The sequence below is a fragment of the Frankia sp. CcMO1 genome, assembly GCF_977945845.1.
This window is the reverse complement of the sequence record NZ_CDWTMG010000014.1, coordinates 16,498-40,691: the sequence shown is the minus strand read 5'-3', so window position 1 is coordinate 40,691 and position 24,194 is coordinate 16,498. Positions and strand designations below refer to the sequence as shown.

Here is a 24,194-nt window from a genome sequence, read left to right as displayed (position 1 = left end):
CCGGGTGCTGGAGCCGATCGAACCAGGCGGTCTGAGTGGTCCGTTCGCGCTGAGTGGACCGCTCGGGCCGACAGGTCCGATCGGGCCGAGGGGGCGGATGATCGTGCCGCTCAGGGGAGCATCGACTGCCGCCGCGACACGTCTGCGGATGCGATCGGAGTCGGGGCGGTGCCGGCCCATCTCGGCGCTCAGCATGCCGCGGAGTCGGTCGGGGAACGGGAGCTCCCCCAGATTGCCGCCATGACCGTCGCCGCCGCGGAACTCGCCGACGCGATCGGCTGACCCTCGACCATCTGCGCTCGAGCTGTTGGTTCCACGGTCGCCTGTTCCGTGGTCGCTAGCCACGCGGTCACCCGTCCCCGGAGCGGAGGGACGGCAATCGGCCGGAGGCCCGCCGCGCCGCGCCGCCGCGCCACCCTGCGCATCATGATCGGGCCCCTGGAACCCCGGGCGCCTTCTGCGTCATCTATGCCTCGCCGACTCGCTGTTGCCACCAGGGCCATAGCTTGACGCGGCCGAGGCAGGCGAACGCCGACCGGCTCGGACCCGCCGGTTTGCCGGACTGACCACTGCCCCGCCGCCGTCCCAGGCGACCCGAGCCCGATCGGGACCCATTCACCCGGGAACCGCCCGATCGGGATGTGGCGCCGCGTGACGTGCCCGACTGACCGGACGCTACCTGTGGCCTCGCCACCTCCGCGGCACCGGCCGGCGGTAGCTCGGTGTTCTGGAGAATCCGCTCCAGTTCGGCGACTCCCTTGGCGGTCTGGCTCTTCACCGTGCCGACGGAGATACCCAGCGTGCGAGCCGTCTCGATCTCCGACAGGTCGAAGGCGTAGCGGAGCACGACACACGCACGTTTGCCCGGCGGCAGTGTCATCAGCGCGGAGCGCAGATCCATGACCGCGGGGAGATCGGGTATCCGCGCCGACTGGTCGGCCCGCTGACCAAGGAAGAGCAGCCCGCGTCGCTCGCGGACGACCTTCCGGACCCGGTCGGCCGCCAGGTTGGCGACGATCCGCCGGACATACGCCAGTGGAAGGTCTGCGGAGCGGACCCGGTCCCATGCGGACCAGGCGGCCGTCAGAGCGTCCGCGGTGATGTCGTCCGCGACGTCGTGATCGCCAGTCAGGAGATACGCAAACCGGCTCAGCTCGCGGTGATGTCTCTCGAAGAAGGCATGAAACTCCGCCTGGGTATGGGGATGTTCGGGCTCGTCGTCGGCCGCGACCGCTTCCACTGGCACGCTCCCCGGGCCCGTCGAGGCCGGCGCGTCCGCGGCGCCGGCCGGACAGCCGATGCTGTGGTCGTCTGTCACTGGTTGCAGAGAACCATGAGTTCAGGGCGATGTGCATATGACGGTAGCGACTCGATCGGGTATGCGTCGTGGTACCTGGATGCCGAGTGGGGCGGTCACTGTTAATACGCTCGAAGCAGTGGCTTTACCCTCGGTCCGATGATGTCGGGCTGGCCACACATGGTGATGGTCCTGGCGCGCGTTGGCATCGGCCACGGGGACAAACCCGTCTCGGACCGGCCGAGGCAGCCACATTATAGGATATAGAGGCATAGGACTTGACGGCATAGGGCCGGAGGTGCGAGCCGATGAACCGAGATCCGGGCGGGACGGTCGCGAGGACGGGGCGGCGCACGGATGCGCGACGCCGGTCCAGCGGGATGGCCGGCGATCAGGCCGCGGCGAGGGTCGAGCGGCCGACATGGGATGCTAGGAAGATGTTTCCGCCGCGACGCCCGCCGGGTACGGCGAAATCTGTGTCTGTCCTGTCTGTCCTGTCTACCCGGTCTGGTCTGTTTACCCCGTCTGTCGCGATGCCCGAGGCCGTCCGTCCCCATCGCCCGAGTCCCCCGCCCCCGCTCGATCCGGACGCCCCGATCCCGGATGATCCAGGCCCGCTCCTGCCCGACGCTCCTGACCTGCCGCCGGCTCCGCACGAGCCCTCGCCGTATACCGAGCCGGCTCCCGGCTCACCCCAACCGGAGCCCGAGCCGGTCTGAGGCCCGAGCCGGCGTCGTCCACCCCACCGGAACATCTGTACGGCCGTGGCATGAACATGCCCGCACGCCGGATGATGCCGCGGCGTCGCGTGCCGAGGAGCCGTAGCGTGTGACGGGTGCATGCTGTGACGGTGAAAGCGCCCGGTGGGCCCGAGGTCATGACGTGGTCGACGGTGGCTGACCCTCCTGCCCCGGGGCCCGGCGAGGTCACCCTGGAGGTGGTCGCGATGGCGGTGAACCGCGCGGACCTGCTCCAGCGGCAAGGTTTCTACCCGCCGCCGCCCGGCGCCTCTGAGATCATCGGGATGGAGTGCTCCGGGCGGGTGGCGGCTCTCGGCGTCGGCGTGGACCGGGTCGAGGTCGGGGCCGAGGTCGGGGCCGAGGTGTGCGCGTTGCTCAGCGGGGGCGGCTACGCGAGTCGGGTGAACGTGCCGGTCGGCCAGGTGCTGCCGGTCCCGGCCGGGGTCGACCTCATCACGGCGGCCGCTCTGCCCGAGGTGGCCTGCACGGTGTACTCCACGGTCTTCGGCATCGCCGGTCTGCGCGACCATGAGGTCTTCCTCGTGCACGGCGGGGCGTCCGGCATCGGGACCTTCGCGATCCAGGCGGTCCGCGCGCTACGTCCGAACGCGCTGGTCGCGACCACCGCCGGCACTGCGGCCAAACTGGCCAGGGTGCGGGGGCTCGGCGCCCACCTCGCGGTCTCCTACCGCGACGACGACTTCGTTGCCAGGATCCGCGAGACTACCAACGGCCACGGGGCGGACGTCATCCTCGACAACATGGGCGCGGTGTATCTCGCCCGCAACGTCGCCGTGTTGGCCGTGGGAGGCCGCCTGGTAGTCATCGGCCTGCAGGGCGGGGTGAAAGGGGAGCTCAACCTCGGCGCCCTGCTCACCAAGCGGGCGGCGGTCCACGCCGCGTCGCTGCGCGGGCGGCCGGTCGAGGAGAAGGCCGACATCGTGGCCGGTGTCCGCGGCGACTTCTGGCCGGCGATCGAGGCGGGGGCGATCCGGCCGGTCGTCGATCGGGTGTTGCCGATCACCGAGGTCGCGCGGGCACACCAGCATGTGGCTGATTTCGGACATGTCGGAAAGGTAGTACTCACGATCCCGGAATGACCCTCGATGGGTGACACTCGGCGTGACCGTGGAGGCGAAGCCAGTGCCGTGAGAGGCGGATCACGGGGCAGGATAGGGGGCATGACGGATCAACCGGAACCCCGCGTCATGGTCGTCGGGCCTGACGGCGCGCTGCACGAGACCGCGGACTCGGGGGTACTCAACCGACCGGTGCGGCCGCTGGCCCCAGGCGGTGACCAGGCGCTGCAGGCTGCGGAGGACCCGGACGGCGGCAACCCCATCGCCGCGCTGGTCGCCCAGCCCGACAAGGTGATGCGCATCGGCACCATGATCAAACAGCTGCTGGAGGAGGTCCGGGCCGCCCCGCTGGACGACGCGAGCCGAGTCCGGCTGCGCGAGATCCACCGCAGCTCCATCCAGGAGCTCTCCGACGGGCTTGCCCCGGACCTGCACTCGGAACTCGATCGGCTGTCGCTGCCGTTCGACGAGGAGCGCACGCCGTCAGATGCCGAGCTGCGGATCGCCCAGGCACAGCTGGTCGGCTGGCTCGAGGGTCTGTTCCACGGCCTGCAGACCGCGCTGTTCGCCCAACAGATGGCCGCCAAGGCTTAGCTCGAGGAGATGCGCCGGCGGGCCTTGCCGAGCGGGCAGCAGCCCGGCAGCGAGACGTTCGGCCGCGGGGCCTACCTCTGACCGTCCGGGACTCGCGAGTCCCCGATCCGTGAGTCCCGGACCACCTGGCCACCTGGCCAGCGGACGAGCGGACGAGCGGACGAGCGGACGAGCGGACCAGCGGACCAGCGGACCAGCGGACCAGCGGACCGCGAGATCGTCTGTGGTCTGTCTGCGGTCGGTTACCGCCGTTCGCGGCTCCGGCCGCCGGTGCACGAACAGCGGGAGATCGTGAACGCGATGGCCTACTGGGTGCGGGCCGGGTGTGCCTGGCGGTCCCGTCACCACGATCCAATCCACGTGATGCCCCGAATGCCGGTGGCGGGACTGTTATGATCCGGCTTGGGCGGAAGATGATCCGCGCCTGGGATGTCGTCAGCCATCCGGCACAGCCGCGTCTTGGGATTTATAAAAGTTGAGGTGGCGACGCCAACCTGAACAGGGATCGGTGTAAACGGGGGAATGGAGTCGAAATGAAATAACTTGCGCGTTTCGAGCCCTCCACAGGCCTGTGACCTGCGATGATGCTCTCGATCACGTATTTGTTACTTCATTACGTCCCCTATCGGGATTTCAATCTGATCGCGCTCGGTGGTTTCAGTGTTATCTACGCTGCCCATCAGAATCTTTTCGCCAGAACCGTGGTAATCAAGATTATCAATGCTGCCCTGGGAGGCGGCGACGCCGCCCGCCGTTTCAGCCGTGAATGCCAGGCGGTTGGCAGGCTGTCCCATCTTCCGGAGGTCGTGAGCGTCTTCGGAGCAGGAACGACGGCTGACGGAAGACCGTTCACCGTCATGCAGTACCTCCGCGATGGCTCCCTGGCCGAGCGGATCCGGGACGGTGGCGCGCTGTCCGTGCCGGAGGCCATCGGTGTCGGCACGCGGCTGGCCCGGGCGCTTGTCGCCGCGCACGGCGCCGGCATAATCCACCGGGACATCAAGCCCAGCAACCTGCTCGTCACCCCGGACGGGCATATCGTTCTCAGCGACTTCGGTACGGCCGCCATCATGGCCGATCCGGGTGCGTCCGCAAGCCTTGCCGCTTACACTCCCATCCACTGCGCGCCAGAGGTCCTGAACGGCGGCCAGTACGGAACCGCTGCGGATGTCTACGCCTTCGGGTCCACCCTGCACACCCTGCTCGCGGGTGTCGCGCCCTTCGCGCCCCGTCCCGGTGACGGGCCGGCGACCATACTTGCCGGGAACGTGCCCGAGCTGCCGGTGAACATCCCGCCGGAGCTGCGGAGCCTGATCCGACGGATGATGGCCCTCGATCTGGAGCGGCGACCTTCCGTCACAGAGATCGTCGAGGAGCTTGACGCTCTTGGCCGCAACGTCGGGACCAGCGCGCTGGGGGTCTCACCGGCATCCTCCGTTCCCTTGGACGACACCGTTCTCAGCGATCCGGAGGGTTCCCTGAGAACGGCGTCCGACGGCAGCCAGGGCGCGCCGAGAGCGAGGGACACGAGCGAGTCGCCAACCATCGTGCACCACAAGGTTTCTGAAGGCGACCGCGCACCCGGTCGGCCAACGGATGCGCGAGGCCTACGGCGGGGCCGGAGACTGGTCGTTCCCGCGGTCGTCCTCACCGTCCTCCTGCTGGCATCCGGGGCCATGGTCGGCGTCTGGCGACTGACGGCGATTTCGGCGGGCGGACCGGCGACCGTTGCTCCCTGGACCTCGCCGGCTCACCCGACCCTCCGCACGCCGACGACCAGCCCCGCGTCGCCGCGAACAGCGCCAGCCATGGTCACCGCGCCCGCGCCCGTGGCCGCGACGCCGAGCGCCGCGCCGTCCCCGACTCCCGCCGTCGTACCGTCGACGACCGTGGCGGAATCAGATCCACCGGACCCGCCTGTGGCCAGCCCGTCAACCGTCCCACGGTTCACGGCGAGTCAGGAAAGCCTCTACGATCTTCTCAAGGCTTCCGTTCTCAATCGTTCGACGTGCAGGGGGCGCGCCGACCTGGAATCGAAATACGACGTGATCGCAGCGCTCTCCTGCAAGACGGCAACCGACACCACGTTGGTCTATCTGCGAAAATTCTCCACCCGGAGCGCCTATAACGACTATTTCGCCGGGCAGCGGTCCCACGTGGACGGGACCGGCCGATGCCGCTCCGGGGAGGAGGGGTCCAGCCGGTGGAACCACAACGGCGACGAACGCGGACCGCTTGTCTGCATCCGTCTCAGCAACGGTGACTACCGGATCGCCTGGGGCTTCGACGACGACAAGGTCGCGGTGTCCAAGGAGGGTGCCAGCCTGTCGAGCCTCTACAGCTGGTGGGAGGATCACGCGAACCTGCTGACGTCCTAACCGTCCAGGATGTGAGAACCCCGTCGGCCCGGCGGCGGGGTGACCAGGTACGAGAGCATCCGCGTCCGTCCCCGGAAGGCCCGGCGGTCAGTTCGCCGGGCTGACCGAGGACATGCTGAAGTCGGGGATCCGTACCGCGGGCATGCGGGTGAGCGTGAACCAGTCCGCCCATTCCCGCGCCATGGTGCGGGTGGTGGCGCCGATCTCGGCCAGGCGGCCGAGCAGGTCGACCGGTGACTCGTTGAAGCGGAAATTGTTGACGGCCCCGGTGACCTCACCGTTCTCCACCAGGTAGACCCCGTCCCGGGTGAGGCCGGTGAGCAGAAGCACCTCGGGATCGACTTCGCGAATATACCACAGGCTGGTGAGCAGGAGCCCGCGTTTCGTCGAGGCGATCATCTCCTGCAGCGACGCGGAGCCTCCGCCGTCCAGGATCAGATTGTCGATCATCGGGGTGGTCGGGACCCCGGTGGCACGGGCGGACGCGCGGGTCTCCACGAGGGCGGCGAGGGTGCCGTCCGAGATCCAGTCGGTGGGCCTCAGCGCCAGCCCGTTGTCGAAGACACTGGACATCGACGAGGAGGACTGCGCGGTCACGAAGGGGGTCGTCGCGAGTTCCGGGTCGTGCGGATCGCTGGCCAGCCGCAGCCCCGCCGGTCCGATCGCCTCGCCGAGACGCGTGCCGCCGCCGGCCCGGCTGAAGACCGTCCGGCCCTCGGCCGCGTCCCGACCGGCAGCCGTCCAGTACATGTAGATCATCAGATCCGCCACCGCGGAGGGCGGCAGCAGCGTCTCGTACCGGCCGGCCGGCAGTTCCAGCGACCGTTCGCACCAGGCCAGCCGGTCGCGCAGCGCCGCGTCGGTATCCGCGACGTCGACGTCGGTGAAGTCACGGGTCGACTGGCCGTGCCAGACCGAGCCACCGGGAACGCCGCTCTTGGCGTTCCACTCCACGCTGCCGGTCGGTTGGCTGTACCGCAGCCGTAGCCCCGTCGACGTCCCGAGCCACGTGGTGGTCAGATTGTGCTCGGCGAAGCCGAACAACCGCCGCCCGCCCGCCCGCGTCGCGGCGAACGCCTCCGCGAGGTCCCGGGCGAAGGAGGCGAACACCGTGGTGCTGGTTCGGGCGGCCGGATCGGTGAAGGCCTCGGCCGCGCCGCCCGCCGACCCCGCACCCGCGCGGACGGCCGTTGTGTCCAGCCCGAGCAGGTCCGTGTAGTCCTCGGCATCCTCGGCGTCCCGGGCCGCGTCCTCGGCGGCGCGGACGAGCTCCGCGAGGCCGTCGGCATCGGTGGGATGCGGCAGGTCGGTGGGACGCGCGGTGGGGCGGCCGCCGGGACCGGGGGAGTCGATGGTGGAGGCCGTCCGCACCCCGAACGAGCGGCCGATGACGCTGATAACGGTGATCGACCGGTCCCGGCTGGCGCCGTTGGTCGTCAACGTGTTGTTGGCCCAGCGCAGGTTCACCGCACTGGACTCGGTGGCGATCACTACGCAGCCGTCCGCCTTCGACAGGCCCAGGGCGCGTTCGACGATCTCGTGGGTGGCCTCGCGCACCATGCTTCCTCCGTCGGCTGAGACTGGTTCCGGTCCGGCCGGCCGGCTCATCGACCGGCCTCTCGGCGAGCATTGAGGATGTTGGTGCCGCGGAACAGAGCCGACGGGCAGCCGTGGCTGACGGCCGCGACCTGGCCGGGTTGGCCCTTGCCGCAGTTGAACGCACCGCCCAGCACGTAGGTCTCGGGGCCTCCCACGGCCTCCAGGGACCCCCAGAAGTCGGTCGTCGTCGCCTGGTAGGCGACGTCGCGGAGCTGGCCGACGATGCGACCAGAGCGGATCTCGTAGAACCGCTGGCCGGTGAACTGGAAGTTGTACCGCTGCATGTCGATCGACCAGCTCTTGTCCCCGACGACGTAGATGCCGCGGTCGACCCGGCTGATCAGCTCCTCGGTCGACGGGCCGCCGGGCGCCGGGAGCAGGGAGACGTTCGCCATCCGCTGGATCGGCACATGGGCGGGGGAGTCGGCGAACGCGCAGCCGTTGGAGCGGTCGACACCGAGCACGGCGGCATTGCGGGCCGCCATCGCCCGGTCGAGCTGATACCCGACGAACTGGCCGTCGCGGACGATGTCGAACCGGCGGGTCTGCACGCCCTCGTCGTCGTAGCCGATGGTCGCGAGCCCGTGCAGGGCCGTGCGGTCCCCGGTGACGGTCATCGCCGGGGAGCCGTACCGCAGCGTGCCCAGCTGGTCGAGGGTGACGAAGGAGGTACCGGCGTAGGCGGCCTCGTAGCCGAGCGCCCGGTCGAGCTCGGTGGCGTGCCCGATCGACTCGTGGATCGTCAGCCACAGGTTCGACGGGTCGATGACCAGGTCGTACGGCCCTGGTTCGACCGAGGAGGCCCCGGACTTCTCGGCGAGCAGACCTGGGATCAGGTCGATCTCGCTCTCCCAGTCCCAGCAGCCGGCCGCGGGGCCCGCCACCAGCCACTCCCAGCCGCGACCGACGGGCGGGGCGATCGTGCGCATCGACTCGAAGCCGCCCGCGGGATCGACCCGGGTCGCCTCGATCTGGCAGATCACCCGCACCCGCTGCTGTGTCGTCGTGGTCCCGGTCAGGTCGGCGTAGTACTTGTTCTCCATCACCGCGCTGAACCGGCCGTCGACATGGTCGACATCGTGCGCCGCGAACAGCGTCCGACACAGGCCGCCGACCCGTTCGACCCGGTCCCGGGCGTCGACCGCGAACGGGTCGGTCGCGTAGGCCGAGACCCAGACCGCGTCGGTGTGGGTCGGTTCCGGGGCGAGTTCGACCGGTTCGGAGTTGAGCGGGGCGGCGACCTGGGCCATCGCGACGGCCTCGCGGGCCAGCCGCGCCGCCTCGTCCGTCGTCAGGTCGACGCCGGCGGCGAAACCCCAGGTGCCGCCGTGTACCACCCGGACAGCCAAACCCAGCGTCGCGCCTTCATGGCGACTTTCCAGCGAGGTGTCGCGGAACGACAGCGAGGAGTCCTTGAGCCGTTCGATGCGGATGTCGGCGTGCGTCGCGCCGAGATCACGTGCGGTCTGCAGAGCCGCGTCGGCGAGCGCGGTGCGCGGCAGCGCGAGGAACTCGCCGTCGATCTCGTGAGCCGGCAGCCCGGATGAGGCCGAGTTCTGGACGAGGGTTGCCATGCCCCTATCCTGGCCCGTCTGTGCGACGGATGTCGGGGCGGCATGCTCGGATGACGCTGCGCATGCAGACGCTGCGAGAGCGCGAGACCGGGAGGCGCTGCCGTGTCCGGATCCGGCCGGGCAGGCATCAACGCCGCGGTCCGCCGGGAATCCCCGTCGTCGGCCGGGAACCGGCCGGAGGGTATTCACGAAGAGTGCCCGGCCCGGTATGCGGCCCGGTCGGGATCGGGATGGACCAGAATACCCAAGAAGATCATTGTAGTTATGGGAAAAGACGCTCCAGGACGATCGCGACCCCGTCCTCATCATTCGACACGGTGATCTCGTCGGCGGCGGCCAGTACTTCGGGATGGGCATTCGCGACGGCGACCGCGTATCCGGCCCAAGCGAACATCGGTAGATCGTTCGGCATATCTCCGAACGCGATGACGTCGGCGGCGATCACCCCCCGCCCGGCGGCGAGTTCAGCCAGTGCCACCGCCTTCGACACCCCCGGTCCCGCGATCTCGAGAAGGTCCGCGCTGGAGGTTGTGACGACGGCCTCCATCCCGGCGAGTTCGACGATGGCGTCGTACACCTCCGTAAACGGAGCGCCGCCCCGCCGGACAAGCAGTTTCGTCGCCGGCAGGACGCCCAGCAGCTCCGAGAACTCCGCGACGATCTCCTCGGGATCGGGCCACATCGTCTCGAAGGCGGGTTCCCGGCCGAAGCGCACGCCGCTCTCGACCGCGAACACCGCGTCGGGAACCGCGGCGCGGATCGCCGCCGCCAGCCGCAGGGCCGTGGCCGACTCCAGGCAGCGATGGCTGACCGGCTCGCCGGAGTCGAGATCGAAGACCAGCGCGCCGTTCGCGCAGATCGCGAGCCCAGAGACCTCGGTCTGGGCGACGACGCCGGCCATCACCCGACTGGGTCGTCCCGTCACGAACACCACGGTCGCCCCGGCGCGTTCCACCCGGCGCAGCGCCCCGCGGGTGCGTTCGGACACCGTGCCGTCGCTGCGGATCAGCGTCCCGTCCAGGTCGGTGGCGATGATCGCGGGCGGAAGCACAGTCATCAAGTTAACCAGCAACATGGCGGCCGGTGGAGGGACTCCGTCGCACCGGCTCGCCGGCTGGCCGCGGAGCGCGTGTCTGTGGTCGTCGTGTGCCGCTCCGCGCCGCGGGCCTGCGGGGCGGAGGTCGTCCGCCCGGTGACGGGTAGCATGCCGAGCATGGTCCCTGCCGATCGGCCCGCCGTGCCATCCGTCGGCGCATCCGATTCGTCGAATGTATCCAACCTGAAAACATTCGACGAACTCTTCGTCGAGCTTGCCGAGAAATGGCGGCGTCGGACACCCGGCTCGGGAACTGTCGCCGCGCTCGATCAGGGCGTCCACCATCTGGGCAAGAAACTGGTCGAGGAGGCCGCTGAAGCGTGGATGGCGGCCGAGCACGAAGGCCGGGGAAGGGCCGCCGAGGAGATCTCCCAGTTACTCTACTGGAGTCAGCTGCTGATGATTTCTCTAGGCCTTTCGTTAGACGACGTATACTCCCATCTGTGATCGATGCCCTGTCCTTTCTCGTAGACGCTGAGTAGTGACGATGCTTCGTATCGCGGTTCCGAACAAGGGGGCGTTGTCGGCCGCCTCCGGTCAGTTGCTCTCCGATGCCGGCTACCTCGCGCGGCGCGAGGGGAGCGAGCTGGTGGTCGCCGACGTCGAGAACGACATCGAGTTCTTCTTCCTGCGCCCTCGGGATATCGCTGTCTACGTCGGGTCGGGTCGTCTCGATCTTGGTATCACCGGGCGTGATCTCCTCCTCGACAGCAATGCCGCCGCCGAGGAGCTCGTTCCGCTTGGATACGGGTTCGCCACGTTTCGTTACGCCGCTCCGGAGGGGACGCTCGCGGACATCACGGAGCTCGCCGGCAAGCGGATCGCGACGTCGTTCCCCGCGCTGGTCCGGGCCGACCTTGCCGGTCGGGGGGTCACCCCGGGTGGCATCGTGACTTTGGACGGTGCGGTCGAGACGGCGGTGCGGCTCGGCGTCGCCGACGCGGTCGCCGACGTGGTCGAGACCGGCCGTACGCTCAAGGCCGCGGGTCTGGAGCTGCTCGGCGAGCCGGTCCTGCGCTCGGAGGCCATCGTGATCGCCAAGAGGGGCGCCGATCTGTCCCCTTCGCATGAGCGTCTGCTGCGCCGGATCCAGGGGGTTCTGGTCGCCCGGCGGTACGTGATGATGGACTACGACGTTCCGACGGCCGTGCTCGACAAGGCATGCGAAATCACACCTGGCTACGAGTCCCCGACGATCTCTCCGTTGCAGCGCGAGGACTGGGTCGCGGTGCGGGCGATGGTGCTGCGCGCCGAGGTCAACCGCATGATGGACGATCTCTGGGAGCTGGGTGCCCGGGGCATCCTCGTCTCCGGGATTCAGGCCTGCCGCCTGTAATCCCTGCTACCCGGAGCTACCTGTGCAGGATGAGCGACATGCCCTCGTTGCGGGTAGCGGTGCTGAGGAACTGGCCACGCACCGCGGATGTCACCGTGGTGGCCCCGGGCTTGCGCACACCGCGCATCGACATACACAGGTGCTCCGCCTCAATGACGACCATCACTCCGCGCGGGTCGAGCACCTCGACGAGGGCGTCCGCGATCTGCGAGGTCAGCCGTTCCTGGACCTGCGGGCGACGGGAGTAGAGGTCGACCAGCCGGGCGAGCTTCGACAGGCCCGTGATCTGGCCCTTGCTGTTGGGGATGTAGGCGACGTGCGCCTTGCCGGAGAACACGACCAGGTGATGTTCGCACAGCGACGAGAAATCGATGTCACGGACCAGCACCATCTCGTCGTGGCCCTCATCGAAGACGGTGGTCAGGACCTCGGAGGGATCCCGGCCAAGACCCTCGACGGCTTCCCGGTACGCCCGCGCGACCCGGTCCGGGGTCTTGCGAAGACCCTCGCGGTCCGGGTCCTCGCCGATCCCGATCAGTAGCTCACGAACTGCGCGTGCGACTCGGTCATGGTCGAAGGGACGGGCCTGCCGCGGCCTGCCATTGCCCGGCGCCGGGGTTGACACAGCCGGTCCGTCGCCGTCGGCGATGGGGTCCGGGATGCCGAAACCGTCCATTCCTGGGGCCTCCGCCGCGGGAGATGATTCACCTCGTCGTTCGCCCGCGGCAGTGGACGCCTCGTCGGAATAAGACGTCAACGGCGTCTCCTCTCGTCGTCGCTCGGCCAGCTCGGCGGGGCCCACGGGTTGGCGATCCTCGGCCCGTCATGGGCCGGACCTTCGCCTCCGGGGGGCGCCGGCGTGCCCCGGCCCTGGGGATAACCGTGCCCCCCGGGGCTGCCATTCCCACCCGGACCACCGACATCCGTGCCGTGCGGTACGCCCCCGCCCGGACCGGGCGGGTCGACCCCGGGGCCCGAGCCCGCGGGTGCCCCCGGCACGCCGGTGGGCTGACCGTGACCGCCGGCCCCGTTGCCCCCGGCCCCGTTGCCGCCCGGTCCGCGTCCGGCGGCACCATTACCGTGGCCCGGGTCGTTCACCAGGTCGGCGACATCCGCCGTCAGCAGGCCGAGCTCGGCCGGAGTCTGCACCGGTGGCCGGTCGGAGGGGACGCGACGCCCCACCCCGGTGTAGATGCCACGCACGGGGCGTTTCTGGACCGTCGCGAAGACCTCGGCGACCTCGTCCTTACTCAGTGTCTCGGTGTCCATCAGCCGCAATACGAGGTTGTCCAGGACGTCCCGGTAGGTCACCAGGATCTCCCAGGCCTCGTCGTGTGCGGCCTCGATCAGCCGGCGCACCTCGATGTCGATCTCACTGGCGACCTCCTCGGAGTAGTCGCGTTGGTGGCCGACCTCCTTGCCGAGGAAGACCTCGCTGTTCTCGGTGCCGAACTTGATCGCGCCGAGCTTGTCGCTCATCCCGTACTGGGTGATCATTGCTCGCGAGATCTGGGTGGCCTTCTCGATGTCGTCGCTCGCCCCCGTGGTCGGGTCGTGGAACACCAGCTCCTCGGCGGTGCGCCCGCCGAGGAGGACGGCGAGGCGGTCGAGCATCTCCGAGCGGGTCGAGAGGTACTTGTCCTCCAGGGGAAGCTGCATCGTGTACCCGAGCGCGCGCCCCCGGGGCAGGATGGTCACCTTGTGCACCGGGTCGGAGTTGGGCAGTGCGTGCGCGACCAGGGCGTGGCCGCCCTCGTGGTAAGCGATGCGCTTCTTCTCCTTGTCGCTCATCGCGTGGGTCTTGCGCTCCGGTCCCGCCATCACGCGGTCGATGGACTCCTCGAGCAGCCCCGACGAGATGAATTTCAGGTTGGAGCGGGCGGCCAGCAGAGCCGCCTCGTTCAGTACGTTGGCGAGATCGGCACCGGTGAACCCGGGGGTCCGCCGGGCGATGACCATCATGTCGGCGTCCGGGCCGATCGGCTTGCCCTTGGAGTGCACCCGCAGGATGGCCTCGCGGCCGAGCAGGTCCGGCCGGTCCACGACGATCTGCCGGTCGAAGCGGCCGGGCCGCAGCAGGGCCGGGTCGAGGATGTCGGGCCGGTTCGTCGCGGCGATGAGGATGACCCCGCCCTTGACGTCGAACCCGTCCATCTCGACCAAGAGCTGGTTGAGCGTCTGCTCCCGCTCGTCGTGGCCACCGCCGAGTCCCGCTCCGCGGTGGCGGCCCACGGCGTCGATCTCGTCGACGAAGACGATGGCGGGCGCATTGGCCTTGGCCTGTTCGAACAGGTCGCGGACCCGGCTGGCGCCGACACCGACGAACATCTCGACGAAGTCGGAGCCCGAGATGGAGTAGAAGGGCACCCCGGCCTCACCCGCGACGGCCCGGGCCAGCAGCGTCTTGCCGGTTCCCGGCGGGCCGTAGAGCAGGACCCCCTTGGGGATCTTGGCTCCGATCGCCTGGAACTTGCCCGGGTTTTCGAGGAACTCCTTGATCTCCTCGAGCTCCTCGATGGCCTCGTCCGCACCGGCCACGTCGGCGAACGTCGTCTTCGGCGTGTCCTTGCTCACCAGCTTCGCCTTGGACTTGCCGAAGTTCATGACCCGGTTACCGCCGCCCTGCATCTGGTTCATGAAGAAGAACAGCAGAAGGACGACCAGCAGTACGGGCAGCAGGTTCAGCAGGAGCGAGACCAGGATGTTTCCACGGTCGACCGAGACGTCGTAGGCGACCCGCTTGTTGCGGAGCTCGTTCGCCAGGACGACACCCTGTTCGGTGACATAGGACGACTCGAACTTCTGGCCGTCCTTCGTCTGGATCTGGATGAGCTGCTTCGAATCCTGGATCTTGGCCTTCGCCACCTGGCCTTCGTCGATCTGCTGCTGGACGAAGTTCAGGTCTCGCTTGCCGTACTCACTGGGACCCGAGAGGACACCCGTCGTGAGAATGATCACGAACAGGACCAGGAGCAGCAGTGGCACCCAGCCGCGGAAAATTCTTCTTGGAGTCATCTGTCTGGAGCACCGGACACGAGCGCTCCACCCTCCTGACGTGTGTGCTGCCCTCGATCGGGATTCCCTTGTGCCGAGGGTACCGCCGGTGCGCGCATCTCACCGCGCGTACATCCGACCAACGGATCGGCGGCCCGCGCTGTTCCGATCGTGGCGGTCTGATGGTGTTCGGTGTTTCGCTCGTGGCGGATGCGGCGATCGAGGGCGTATCCGAGCGGGCGGAAGGCCGGCAGGTTCAGGCCGGGGCGCCCCGCTCGATCGCCGCGGGTGTGAGGGTCCCGACAAACGGCAGGGTTCGATAATACTCCGAGTAGTCAAGACCATACCCGACGACGAACGCGCCGGGAATATCGAAGCCGACATATCGGACATCTACGTCCACGGTGACAGCTTCGGGCTTACGGAAGAGCGCCAGGACCTCGAGCGAGGCGGGGCCGCGTGAGCGCAGGTTCTTCAGCAGCCAGGACAGGGTCAGCCCGGAGTCGATGATGTCTTCGACCACCAGGACGTCCTGGCCCTCGATCGACCGGTCCAGATCCTTGAGGATGCGCACCACGCCGGACGAGGAGGTCGACGACCCGTACGAGGAGACCGCCATGAACTCCATGGTCAGCGGGACCGTCAGCGCGCGGGACAGGTCCGCCATGACCATGACGGCGCCCTTGAGCACGCCCACGAGCAGGATCTCCCGGCCGGCGTAGTCGGCGTCCACTCTGGCCGCGAGCTCGACGATCTTCGCGGCGATCTCGTCCGAGCTGACCAGGACCTCGGCGATGTCGGGATGCGGGCTGTGCCGGAGGCCGTCATGGGCGCCTCCGGCGTCGGGGGTCGTCGTCGCGGCCTGACTCACCTGGTCGTCCTCCTCGATGTGTGGCGGGGTGGCGGCATCCGGCTGTCGGGCGGCATCCGGCTGTCGGGCGGCGGGGCCGGCTGACGACGGTGGAGGAACCACCGGCCCGGTCAGCGTGACCCTGTTCTCCCATCGCCGGGCGAGCGCGCCGGTGGGAAGCGGTACCGGCTTCTGTCCGCGCCACCGCGTTACCAACTCCTCCACCGCCCAGATGTGCTCCGCGCGCAGCGCGGAGGCCGACGCTCCGACGTCGATGGCCGCCCGGCGCAGCAGCCGACCGCGGAGCGCCGCGGTGAGCCCGGCCAGTGCGGCGACGTCGAAGGCGACCTCGCCGGTGCACGGCTGGCCACGAGCCATGACGACCTTGCCGTAGACCTCGGCGGCCATGGCGTCCAGGGCGTCCGCGTCGGCCCGCAACAGATCGGCACTGCGCGCCAGCGACTCGGCGATGCCCGGGCCGAGCTCCGTCTCCAGCACCGGCAGGACCGTGTGACGCACCCGGGACCGGGTGAACGCCGGGTCCCGGTTCGTCGGGTCGTCCCACACCTCGAGCCCCTCGGCGAGGCAGGCGGCCCTGGTGTCCGCGCGGCGGATCCCGAGCAGTGGCCGGCGAAGCAGGCCGTCGTCGGCCGACATCCCCCCGAGGGACCGGGCGCCCGCGCCCCGCGCGAGCCTCAGCAGCACCGTCTCGGCCTGGTCGTCCAGCGTGTGGCCGAGAAGCACCGCTTGGGCGCCGAGCCGATCGGCGGCCGCCGCGATCGCGGCCCGCCGTGCCTGTCGGGCGATCCCCTCGGAGCGAGCAGTGTGCTCGGTCAGGACCTCCACCGGATCCAGGCCGAGGGCCCGACCCTGGCGGGCGACGCGCTCCGCCCGTTCGGGTGAGCCGGCGTCCCAGCCATGATCGACCGTGACCATGCCGGCCCGCAGGGCGCGGCGGGGGGCGACGAACGAGAGGGCCGCGGCGAGTGCCAGGGAGTCCGGGCCGCCGGAGCAGGCGACCAGCACCAGTCCGCCGGGTGGCAGGTCGGTGACCGCGCGGCGAACCGCCAGCCTGACTGCCGCGACCGCGGGAGCGGGAGATCTCGACGAGTGAACCGTGCGCGGAGCCGGATCGCCCGGTCGGACGTCGCCGGCATGGCCGGCGTGGTCCTCACCAGCGATCGGTGGGGTCACAACGTCGGCCGGAAGGCGGACGTGGAACAGCCCGGGGAGTCGGCGACCCCCGCGGCCCCGACGACCATGGTGCTCACGCCGAGATCGGCGGGCGGCTGCCCAGGACCCGTTGCATCCAGGCGGTGGGATCGACCAGCTCGGCGCGGGCCGGCAGCGCCGCCGGTGACTCCCAGACGGTGTTGAAGCCTGTCACCCCGGCCTGCGCGACCACCGCACGCACGAACGCCCCCCCCTGGCGGTACTGCTGCAGCTTGAGATCGAGACCGAGGAGCCGGCGGACGAACCGGTCGATCGGCGATCCCCCGCCGCGGCGACCCTCGAACTTCGTCCGGATGTCGGCGACGGTGGGTACAACCTTCGGTCCCACCGCGTCCATCACCTGGTCGGCGTGGCCCTCCAACAACGTCATGATGGCCTGGAGGCGGTCGAGAACCGCTCGCTGGGCCGGGGTCTGCAGCGCCTCCACGACGCTCGGGCTGTCGGCTCCCCGGTCGAACACCGCCCCGCGCAGCGCGCTCATCGCCGAGCGGACGCGGTCCGCGAGGACGTCTGGATCGAGGTCCGTGGCCTCAATGAACGCGGTGATCTCGGACTCCAGGTGGGTCCGCAGCCACGGCACGGCGGTGAACTGACTGCGATGGGTCTGCTCGTGCAGGCATACCCACATCCGGAAGTCCCGCGGCACGACCCCCATGGCTGCCTCGGCGTGCGCGATGTTCGGTGCGACCAGGCTGAGGCGCCCGACCGACCCCGGCACCCCGAGCGACCCGGGCACGTTGAGCGGACCCGGATCGTCCCTCCCGGCCTGGTACTCCTCCGGCGGCAGGAAGACCTCGTACTGGCCCAGCACCTTGCCAGCCAGATAGGCCAGGGCTGTGCCGATCTGGACCCCCGTGACCCGCCGACCGACCGCCGCGGCGAGGTTGCCGCGCTGCTGTTCGGACAGTTTGTCCAGCAACGGGGAGGTCAGCACCCGCAGACCGGCGACGTTGGAGCGGACCCACTCCGGCCGGTCCACCACGGTGATGGGGGTGGCCGGCCCGGCGGGAGTGAGCCGGGTGTAGTCCTCGACGTGCCGCTCGGCCTCGACGGCCAGTCGCCGCAGCTCGGAGACGACCTCGCCGGCCTGCTCCCGCGAGATCTGCGGGCCGGGGCGAACCAGTTTTCTCGCCGTCGTCACGGCGAGTTCCCAGTCGACCAGCTCGGCGTCCACGAATCTGAGCGTACCGGGCTCGCCCGTCGTCTGCGTCCGGTCATGGACCGTGCCGAGAACGGGACGGGACGCGCCGGGGGCGCCGACGGTCCCGCTCAGGCCGGTGGGCGCGATGGTGCCGGCGGGATCGCCGCGGTCGTCGACCGGGCCGGGGTGCATCCGCAGCCGGCGAGCGCCGCGGCGGCCCGGTCGAGGGCGGCCTTGGTGCCGCCCGCCTCTTCGGCGGGCGAGAGGAACGCGAAGAGGAGCAGCCTGCCGTCCGCGTCGACGAGCTGGCCCGCGAGGCTGCTGACGTTGTGCAGAGTGCCGGTCTTCGCCCGGACATCGCCCGCTCCGATGGCGGTGTCGCCAGTGGTGTAGCGATCACCCAGCGTACCGGAAAACCCGGCTACCGGCAGCCCCGTGAGAACGGTGCGCAGCGCCGGCCGACCGGGGAGGACCGCGGCGCGCAGGATGGCCACAAGGGTCATGGGCATGATCAGGTTCGCGATGGACAAGCCGCTCACGTCGGCCAGTGTCATCCCGGCGACGGGGATGCCCGCCTCGGCGAGGACGCCCCTCACTGCGTGGGTGGCGCCGGCGAACGAGGCGGGCAGGCCCCGCCGGTGGGCGACGAGCCGTCCCAGGCTCTCGGCGAGATCGTTGTCTGACTGGGTGAGCATGCGTTCGACCAAGACCCGCACCGGAGGGCTGTAGACCGCCGCGACCCGCTGCGCGGCCGGGTCCGCCGGGCCGGTGGCCACCGATCCGACGGATATTCCGGCGGTCGTGAGCGCCGCGGCGAAGGCCGTGGTCGCGGCGGCGGCCGGGGTGGGGCTGCGCGGTCCGGCGGCTCCCGGTGCCGACCGTCCGGCGTCGACCTCCAGCGCCGAGACCGGGGCGACGTCCCCGTCGGTCACGTAGTTGTCGCGCCATCCCGGCGCCCGGTCCGGACCGACGAACAGCCCTCCGTCGCCGATCACCCGAGCCGCCGAGGTGATACCCGCGGCCCGGACCTGAGCGGCGAGATCGCTCAGCCGGGCCAGGGCCGGATAGCCGTCGAGCGCGGTGGAGGCGGTCAGGGTCGGATCCCCGCCGCCGACGAGCCACAGTGTTCCGCCTGATGTGCGGGCGTTCCCGCCCGCGGGCGGGCTGTAGACCACCGTGGTCCGCAGCCGGTCGTCGGGGAAGGTGGTCAACGCGGCGGTGGCGACCGCGGTTTTCAACGTGGAGGCCGGTGCCACGGGGATGCGGGACCGGACGTCAAGGAGCACCCGACCCGACTGCGCGTCGACGACGAAGGCCGCGGGCCGCGCCAGGACGGGATCACCCAGCGGACCGGCGAGGCGGGCCGCCACCGCCGCGGGCTGCGGGATCGGCGCGGCCGGATCGAGACCGCCGAGTACCGCGGTGCCCGCGCGGTCGGACCCGTTGCCGGCGAGCTCCGCGGCTGACCCGGTGGTGGGACCGAGGGACAGGGACCCGGCGAGCAGCGCGCCGGCCAGAGCGGTGAGCCCCCCTACCCGGGCGACCGGTGCGGCTGACGTCACTAACCGACACTACGCAACCAGCGGGCGGTCGGCGACGGCGCGCCGGGTGAACCCGGATCCGTCGCCGCGGGCATGCCCGGCGGTGTCCCGCCGCGGTAGGACACCAGGGTTTGCAGTGGGACACCAGGGTTTGCGGCGGGATACCAGAGGTGTCGTGCCGGCGGGCGGCACTGGTACGAAGAACGCCCCACCGGGCGTGTCGCCGGTGGCCATCATGGTTCCGGTGCCCGGGAGATCCGGCGGTGGAAACGTGGTGGTGTCGACGGTGCGGTTCGGGTGGGAGGCGGCGTCCGCGACACTAGGTGCGCCGTCGTGGGTGTGATGCCTCGTTGCGGTCACTGGAGTGGGTGGCCCGCGCCCCGGGCGGGGCACATCCGCCGCCTGGCAGAGCACGACGTACGGCACGAGCACGACGTACTGCGCCATGAGCACGGCACGGCTTGAACGAGCACCATGTGACAAACGGCGATCGCCCCGGTGCGGACCGGGCGAAGACGAAGGAGACAGGGAGCGGAGTGGACCTTGAGTTCGATGTGACCATCGAGATCCCCAAGGGGCAGCGCAACAAGTACGAGATGGATCACCACACCGGCCGTATCCGGCTTGACCGGATGCTGTTCACCTCCACCCACTACCCGTCGGACTACGGGTTCATTGAGGGAACCCTCGGGCGCGACGGTGATCCGTTGGACGCCCTCGTCCTGCTGGAGGAGCCGACGTTCCCGGGCTGCCTGGTGCGGTGCCGGACGATCGGCATGTTCGAGATGACCGACGAGAAGGGCCCGGACGACAAGGTTCTCTGCGTGCCGGTGGCCGACGTCCGGCAGGAGCACCTGCGGGATCTGCGGCACCTGCCGGAGTTCGACCGGTTGGAGATCCAGCACTTCTTCGAGGTCTACAAGGACCTCGAGCCCGGTAAGTCGGTGGAGGGCGCCTCCTGGGTGGACCGCAAGGAGGCTGAGCGGGAGATCCTGGCGTCCATCAAGCGGCTGCGCGAGGCGGAGGCCGGGGAGGCGGACGGGCACGACCAAGAGGCCGAACCCAGGTCGGCCTGATCCCTCCGTCCGGTTTGTGGTATCCGTAACGACCTGTCCCACGTCCCAAGCGGGGTGGGACAGGTTCAGGAACCCACGGGACGAGCCCGGAGCGATGCAAGTTGACAGGTCATGGACCGGTGAGCTGTGAGACCATGATCCCTGTTAACTGGGCCATGCCCTGGTGGGAGGGGGAGCGAGCCGGAGGCGGGGATTGAACCCGCGACCTATCGCTTACGAGGCGATTGCTCTGCCACTGAGCTACTCCGGCGAACGGCCAGGATCGCACTGGCCCGGGTCGAGTATGCCAGATGCGTGGGCGGGCTCGACCCGGCGGTGGTCCGGTGGTTGTGCGCGGGCCGAGATGCCCGCCGTCGCCCCGGATCCCAGCCCTCCACGGTGACGCCACCAGTGGCGGGCACGGTTTGGAAGGCCTCCGTCTCGGGCTGTCATGGTGAGGGATGCGCTATGTCGCCAAAATGGCCCTAAGTCGGCAAATTATTCGCTTTATGTCACATTTAGCTAGCTTTGGATGCTGCAACACCGTAAATCACCACCCCCGGTCGCAGTGGTTCCGGTGAGGATGCGTAGGGTTTCGCACCATGACCGGGGCCGGAGACGCTGCACCAGCAGTGACGACGCGAGGAGCCTCGCTCCTCGTCGCTGAGGACGATGAGGCATCTCGCATAGCACTTGCGCGCAGTCTGGAGAGATTCGGTTATCGGGTGCTGGAGGCCGCGGACGGCGAGGCCGCTCTTCGGCTCTTCCAGACCACCGAGATCGATCTGGTGGTGCTGGATGTCGCGATGCCCAGGATGGACGGCTTCGCCGTCCTGAGCCACCTCCGCCAGACCAGCGAGGTTCCGGTGATCATGCTCACCGGGCGGGCCGAGGAGGTCGACCGGGTGGTCGGCCTCGAGCTGGGCGCGGACGACTACGTCGTGAAGCCCTACTCGCTGCGAGAACTGGTGGCCAGGGTGCGTGCCCGGCTTCGCCGGCGGCCGGCGGAACCGCCGCCGCAGCGCACCGGGGACGGCAGCGACCCGCTCGTCTACGGAGACGTCTCCATCGACCTGCGGGCCCGCGAGGTCGCCGTCGCCGGGGAGCGCATCGATCTGACCGCGCGCGAGTACGAGCTGCTGGCCTTCCTCGCCCGGCATCCTCGGCGGCTCTTCAGCCGGGAGGAACTCCTCGAGCAGGTGTGGGGCACGCGGTTCCAGGACCCCGCCACCGTCACCGAGCACGTCCGGCGGGTACGAACCAAGGTCGAGGGTCGTCCACCGCAGCGCCGGCTGGTCACGACCCTGCGCGGGATGGGCTACCGCTTCGACCCGTGACGTCCTCCCCGCCGGGCTGTCGCATCCCCGCCGGCTGTAGAGGTGCTGTCCGGGGGGGGGAGCATCCCGCTGGGCCGCCGGGGTAGGCGGCGTCGTGGACCTGCCGGGAGGCGCAGGCATCCGCGCCGGTCGCACGAGGTCCGGCCCCCGCCGTCGAGAACCACGACCACCTGCTGGCGCGGAACATCGTGCCGCACGACCCGGCCCGCACCGTGTGGGGTCGTCGCCCGGTCTCCGACCGCGGGCACGGCTTCGGCGAACTCCTCGTAGAGGGGATGTTCGTAACGCAGGCAGCACATCAGCCGGCCGCAGGACCCGCTGATGCGCATCGGATTGAGGGCGAGGTTCTGCTCCTTGGCCATCCGCAGGCTCACCGGCTCGAAGTCGTTGAGAAAAGTAGCGCAGCACAGGTCGCGGCCGCAGGAACCGATCCCGCCTTGAACCCGGGCGCTGTCGCGGGCGGACAGTTGCCGTAGCTGGACCCGTGCCGCCAGCGTCCGGTTGAGATCCCGTACCAGCTCACGGAAGTCGACGTGGCCCTCCGCGCTGAAGTAGACTGTGTAGCCGCCGGTGGCCATCACGTGGTCGACGCCGACGATCTTTATCGGCAGGTCATGCTCACGGGCTAGGCGACGGGCCGCGACGCGCGCCCGGGCGCGCCGGCGCCGGGAGACCTGCCCGCGCTGGATGTCGGACGCGTCGGCCATCCCGACGAGCACCGGCAGGTCGCCGATGTCGTCGCTGACCCACTGGGGCGCCCACATGCAGGTGGCGACCTCGGGGCCCTCCTCGCTGGGGACGAGCACCCGGTCGCCGACCCGGGGGCTGCAGGAACCAGGATCGGCATAGTAGAGCTTGCCTCGTGGGGAGAACGCCACCGCGCACATCATCGGCATCCGACCGGTCACCTCCCTGCGCCCGCCCGCCGGGTCCCGCCCGGGCGGACATGGTCGAACGGCATGTCCGCGTCGCGATCACGATATGCCCGGCCTTCCGCCCAGACAGGCCATTACGCCGGTTCGTCCCCACCGCCGGTCGCGGGTCGCGGGTCGCGGATTGCGGGTTGCCGGTCGTCAGGCGTCGCGTAGTGCGAGGGTGAGCGACTCCACCGCGAGCAGCGGGACGAGACCGGGATTCCTGGCCAGCGACGCCCGGGTCGTGAGGACGGCCTCCAGCCGGCGCAGTGTCTGTTCCGGAGTGGAGGCCGCGGCGTATCCGGCGGCCTCGACGCAGTGATCAGGATGGATCGCGTCGACGCCGGCGCCGAGCTGTTGGACCAGGACATCCCGGTACAGCCCCGCGAGGTCCACCAGGGCTCGGTCCAGTGCATCGAGGACGGTGCGGCGACCTCGGCTCTTCTGGGTTCGCTCCAGCTCCTTGAGCGCCCCCGCGGCACCCCGCACCACCATCGTCCGGCCCTTGGCCCCCGCCTTCGGGGCCCGCGCGGACCTGGACTTCCCGCCGACCGCCGTGGCACCGACGCCGAGTGCGGTCTTCAGCGCCTCGGTCTCCACCTCGTCGCGTTCCGCATTCGCGGCCTCCGCGTCGGCGTTCGCCGCGTTCACCAGATCGGCCGCCGCGGCCAGGCAGCCACCGACCTGGCCGAGCCGGGCCGGGATACGCAACACCGCCGCCCGGTTGGCCCGGACCCGCTCATCCGTGGCGAGCCGGCGCGCCAGGGCCAGATGGCCCTGGGAAGCTCGCGCCGCCGTCTCGGCGACCTGCTCGTCGACTCCCTCGCGAACCAGCGCGTCGCGGACGTCCGCGGCCGCGGGCAGCCGTAGCGCGACCGTCCGGCAGCGGGAACGGATGGTGGGCAGCACGTCCTCCACGGAGGGGGCGCAGAGCAGGAACACCGCCCGATCCGCCGGCTCCTCGAGGGCCTTGAGCAGGGCGTTCGCCGCGGCCTCGGTGAGCCGGTCCGCATCGGTGATCAGCAGGATGCGCCAGCGGCCGGCCGTCGGGGCGCTGGCAGCGTCGCGTACCAGCGCGCGCACGTCCTTCACGCCGAGCGAGAGCCCCTCCGGCTGCACGGTTCGCAGATCGGTGGCCGTGTCGGTGAGCACGGTGTGGCAGCCGGTGCACTCGCCGCAGCCCGGCGGCTCGTTCTCGCAGGTGAGGCTTGCGGCGAAGGCACGCGCCGCGTCCTGGTGACCTGCCCCGGCGGGTCCGGTGAACAGCCACGAGTGCGTCATCCCGGCACGGGCGGCGGCCGGCGCGCCGCCTCCACTCGCGAGCCCGGCACTCGCGGCGGACGCCGCGGCGTTCAGCATCGCGACCACCGCGTCCTGCCCGACGAGCGTCTCCCAGATCGTCACTGGGCCATCATCCCCAAGCCGCGTCGGTCCGG

Annotated in this window: 19 protein-coding genes, 1 tRNA gene and 2 pseudogenes; 9 read left to right on the top strand and 13 right to left on the bottom strand. The window is 70.1% G+C overall.

All coding sequences use genetic code 11. From position 1 onward, the window contains the following. A partial coding sequence (locus tag AC08OU_RS03800; protein WP_476604359.1) for a hypothetical protein occupies positions 1-282 on the top strand: 282 nt, incomplete at its 5' end. Between the two features lie 184 nt (positions 283-466). On the opposite strand, the gene AC08OU_RS03795 is transcribed toward AC08OU_RS03800, so the two are convergent. After that, positions 467-1,246 (bottom strand): SigE family RNA polymerase sigma factor, encoded by a 780-nt coding sequence (locus AC08OU_RS03795; protein WP_462203695.1) that lies wholly within the window; start codon positions 1,244-1,246, stop codon positions 467-469. An 886-nt stretch (positions 1,247-2,132) separates the two neighbouring features. On the opposite strand from AC08OU_RS03795, the gene AC08OU_RS03790 reads away from it, so the two are divergent. From AC08OU_RS03790 to AC08OU_RS03775, 4 genes and pseudogenes are all read left to right on the top strand, one after another. Continuing rightward, positions 2,133-3,137 (top strand): NAD(P)H-quinone oxidoreductase, encoded by a 1,005-nt coding sequence (locus tag AC08OU_RS03790; protein ID WP_476598894.1) that lies wholly within the window; start codon positions 2,133-2,135, stop codon positions 3,135-3,137. 81 nt (positions 3,138-3,218) lie between these two features. Continuing rightward, positions 3,219-3,791 (top strand): annotated as a pseudogene (locus AC08OU_RS03785) (bacterial proteasome activator family protein). A gap of 180 nt (positions 3,792-3,971) precedes the next feature. After that, positions 3,972-4,061 (top strand): annotated as a pseudogene (locus AC08OU_RS03780) (IS5/IS1182 family transposase); the annotation flags it as partial. Between the two features lie 230 nt (positions 4,062-4,291). After that, entirely contained in the window at positions 4,292-6,088 is a 1,797-nt protein-coding gene (locus AC08OU_RS03775; RefSeq protein WP_476598892.1) for a serine/threonine-protein kinase, read from the top strand. 87 nt (positions 6,089-6,175) lie between these two features. Here the strand turns inward: AC08OU_RS03775 and AC08OU_RS03770 are convergent, their stop codons facing one another. The 3 genes from AC08OU_RS03770 to AC08OU_RS03760 form a co-directional block, all read right to left on the bottom strand. Then, complete coding sequence (locus tag AC08OU_RS03770; RefSeq protein WP_476598890.1) at positions 6,176-7,696, bottom strand: metallopeptidase TldD-related protein; 1,521 nt, start codon at positions 7,694-7,696, stop codon at positions 6,176-6,178. Further along, entirely contained in the window at positions 7,693-9,261 is a 1,569-nt protein-coding gene (locus tag AC08OU_RS03765) for a TldD/PmbA family protein (RefSeq protein ID WP_462185849.1), read from the bottom strand. The genes AC08OU_RS03770 and AC08OU_RS03765 overlap by 4 nt, the downstream gene beginning before the upstream one ends. A 262-nt stretch (positions 9,262-9,523) precedes the next feature. Beyond that, positions 9,524-10,318, bottom strand: a complete 795-nt coding sequence (locus AC08OU_RS03760; protein ID WP_476598888.1) for a Cof-type HAD-IIB family hydrolase — start codon at positions 10,316-10,318, stop codon at positions 9,524-9,526. A 156-nt stretch (positions 10,319-10,474) separates the two neighbouring features. On the opposite strand from AC08OU_RS03760, the gene AC08OU_RS03755 reads away from it, so the two are divergent. Together AC08OU_RS03755 and hisG are read left to right on the top strand one after the other, a co-directional pair. Beyond that, a complete protein-coding gene (locus AC08OU_RS03755; protein WP_462185852.1) occupies positions 10,475-10,804 on the top strand; it encodes a phosphoribosyl-ATP diphosphatase in 330 nt (109 codons plus the stop codon). Between the two features lie 40 nt (positions 10,805-10,844). Beyond that, positions 10,845-11,693, top strand: a complete 849-nt coding sequence (gene hisG, locus AC08OU_RS03750; RefSeq protein WP_476598884.1) for an ATP phosphoribosyltransferase — start codon at positions 10,845-10,847, stop codon at positions 11,691-11,693. A 16-nt stretch (positions 11,694-11,709) separates the two neighbouring features. Here hisG and folE read toward each other — a convergent pair whose 3' ends face one another. The 6 genes from folE to AC08OU_RS03720 form a co-directional block, all read right to left on the bottom strand. Next, positions 11,710-12,450 carry a GTP cyclohydrolase I FolE gene (gene folE / locus AC08OU_RS03745; RefSeq protein ID WP_476598882.1) on the bottom strand — a complete coding sequence of 247 codons (741 nt, stop codon included), beginning with the start codon at positions 12,448-12,450 and terminating at the stop codon, positions 11,710-11,712. Next, positions 12,447-14,708, bottom strand: a complete 2,262-nt coding sequence (gene ftsH / locus AC08OU_RS03740; RefSeq protein WP_476598880.1) for an ATP-dependent zinc metalloprotease FtsH — start codon at positions 14,706-14,708, stop codon at positions 12,447-12,449. Before ftsH ends, folE begins: the two co-directional genes overlap by 4 nt. 235 nt (positions 14,709-14,943) lie before the next feature. Further along, positions 14,944-16,731 (bottom strand): hypoxanthine phosphoribosyltransferase, encoded by a 1,788-nt coding sequence (gene hpt / locus AC08OU_RS03735; RefSeq protein WP_476598879.1) that lies wholly within the window; start codon positions 16,729-16,731, stop codon positions 14,944-14,946. Between the two features lie 73 nt (positions 16,732-16,804). Then, complete coding sequence (locus AC08OU_RS03730; protein ID WP_476598877.1) at positions 16,805-17,944, bottom strand: zinc-dependent metalloprotease; 1,140 nt, start codon at positions 17,942-17,944, stop codon at positions 16,805-16,807. Between the two features lie 95 nt (positions 17,945-18,039). After that, the gene (gene dacB, locus AC08OU_RS03725) at positions 18,040-19,473 is read right to left on the bottom strand and encodes a D-alanyl-D-alanine carboxypeptidase/D-alanyl-D-alanine endopeptidase (RefSeq protein ID WP_476598875.1); all 1,434 of its coding nucleotides are present in this window, start codon (positions 19,471-19,473) and stop codon (positions 18,040-18,042) included. A 9-nt stretch (positions 19,474-19,482) separates the two neighbouring features. Beyond that, complete coding sequence (locus AC08OU_RS03720) at positions 19,483-19,899, bottom strand: hypothetical protein (protein WP_476591795.1); 417 nt, start codon at positions 19,897-19,899, stop codon at positions 19,483-19,485. Positions 19,900-19,988: 89 nt separating this feature from the next. Between AC08OU_RS03720 and AC08OU_RS03715 the strand changes: the two genes are divergently transcribed. Next, the gene (locus AC08OU_RS03715) at positions 19,989-20,528 is read left to right on the top strand and encodes an inorganic diphosphatase (RefSeq protein WP_462185870.1); all 540 of its coding nucleotides are present in this window, start codon (positions 19,989-19,991) and stop codon (positions 20,526-20,528) included. Positions 20,529-20,706: 178 nt separating this feature from the next. Here AC08OU_RS03715 and AC08OU_RS03710 read toward each other — a convergent pair. Continuing rightward, positions 20,707-20,778 (bottom strand) — tRNA-Thr (locus AC08OU_RS03710). A gap of 331 nt (positions 20,779-21,109) precedes the next feature. Between AC08OU_RS03710 and AC08OU_RS03705 the strand changes: the two genes are divergently transcribed. Beyond that, complete coding sequence (locus AC08OU_RS03705) at positions 21,110-21,844, top strand: response regulator transcription factor (protein WP_476598873.1); 735 nt, start codon at positions 21,110-21,112, stop codon at positions 21,842-21,844. On the opposite strand, the gene AC08OU_RS03700 is transcribed toward AC08OU_RS03705, so the two are convergent. Then, positions 21,826-22,722 carry a PSP1 domain-containing protein gene (locus AC08OU_RS03700; protein WP_476604358.1) on the bottom strand — a complete coding sequence of 299 codons (897 nt, stop codon included), beginning with the start codon at positions 22,720-22,722 and terminating at the stop codon, positions 21,826-21,828. The two genes, AC08OU_RS03705 and AC08OU_RS03700, sit on opposite strands and share 19 nt — an antisense overlap. A gap of 195 nt (positions 22,723-22,917) precedes the next feature. Then, a complete protein-coding gene (locus tag AC08OU_RS03695) occupies positions 22,918-24,162 on the bottom strand; it encodes a DNA polymerase III subunit delta' (protein ID WP_476598869.1) in 1,245 nt (414 codons plus the stop codon). Positions 24,163-24,194 lie beyond the last annotated feature (32 nt).

Excerpts from the sequence above, each read along its gene's own strand:
- AC08OU_RS03705 (WP_476598873.1), top strand. The coding sequence starts at position 21,110 with ATGACCGGGGCCGGAGACGCTGCACCAGCAGTGACGACGCGAGGAGCC.
- AC08OU_RS03760 (WP_476598888.1), bottom strand. The coding sequence starts at position 10,318 with ATGACTGTGCTTCCGCCCGCGATCATCGCCACCGACCTGGACGGGACG.
- AC08OU_RS03720 (WP_476591795.1), bottom strand. The coding sequence starts at position 19,899 with ATGGCGCAGTACGTCGTGCTCGTGCCGTACGTCGTGCTCTGCCAGGCG.
- AC08OU_RS03775 (WP_476598892.1), top strand. The coding sequence starts at position 4,292 with ATGATGCTCTCGATCACGTATTTGTTACTTCATTACGTCCCCTATCGG.
- AC08OU_RS03755 (WP_462185852.1), top strand. The coding sequence starts at position 10,475 with ATGGTCCCTGCCGATCGGCCCGCCGTGCCATCCGTCGGCGCATCCGAT.
- ftsH (WP_476598880.1), bottom strand. The coding sequence starts at position 14,708 with ATGACTCCAAGAAGAATTTTCCGCGGCTGGGTGCCACTGCTGCTCCTG.
- hisG (WP_476598884.1), top strand. The coding sequence starts at position 10,845 with ATGCTTCGTATCGCGGTTCCGAACAAGGGGGCGTTGTCGGCCGCCTCC.
- AC08OU_RS03765 (WP_462185849.1), bottom strand. The coding sequence starts at position 9,261 with ATGGCAACCCTCGTCCAGAACTCGGCCTCATCCGGGCTGCCGGCTCAC.
- AC08OU_RS03770 (WP_476598890.1), bottom strand. The coding sequence starts at position 7,696 with ATGAGCCGGCCGGCCGGACCGGAACCAGTCTCAGCCGACGGAGGAAGC.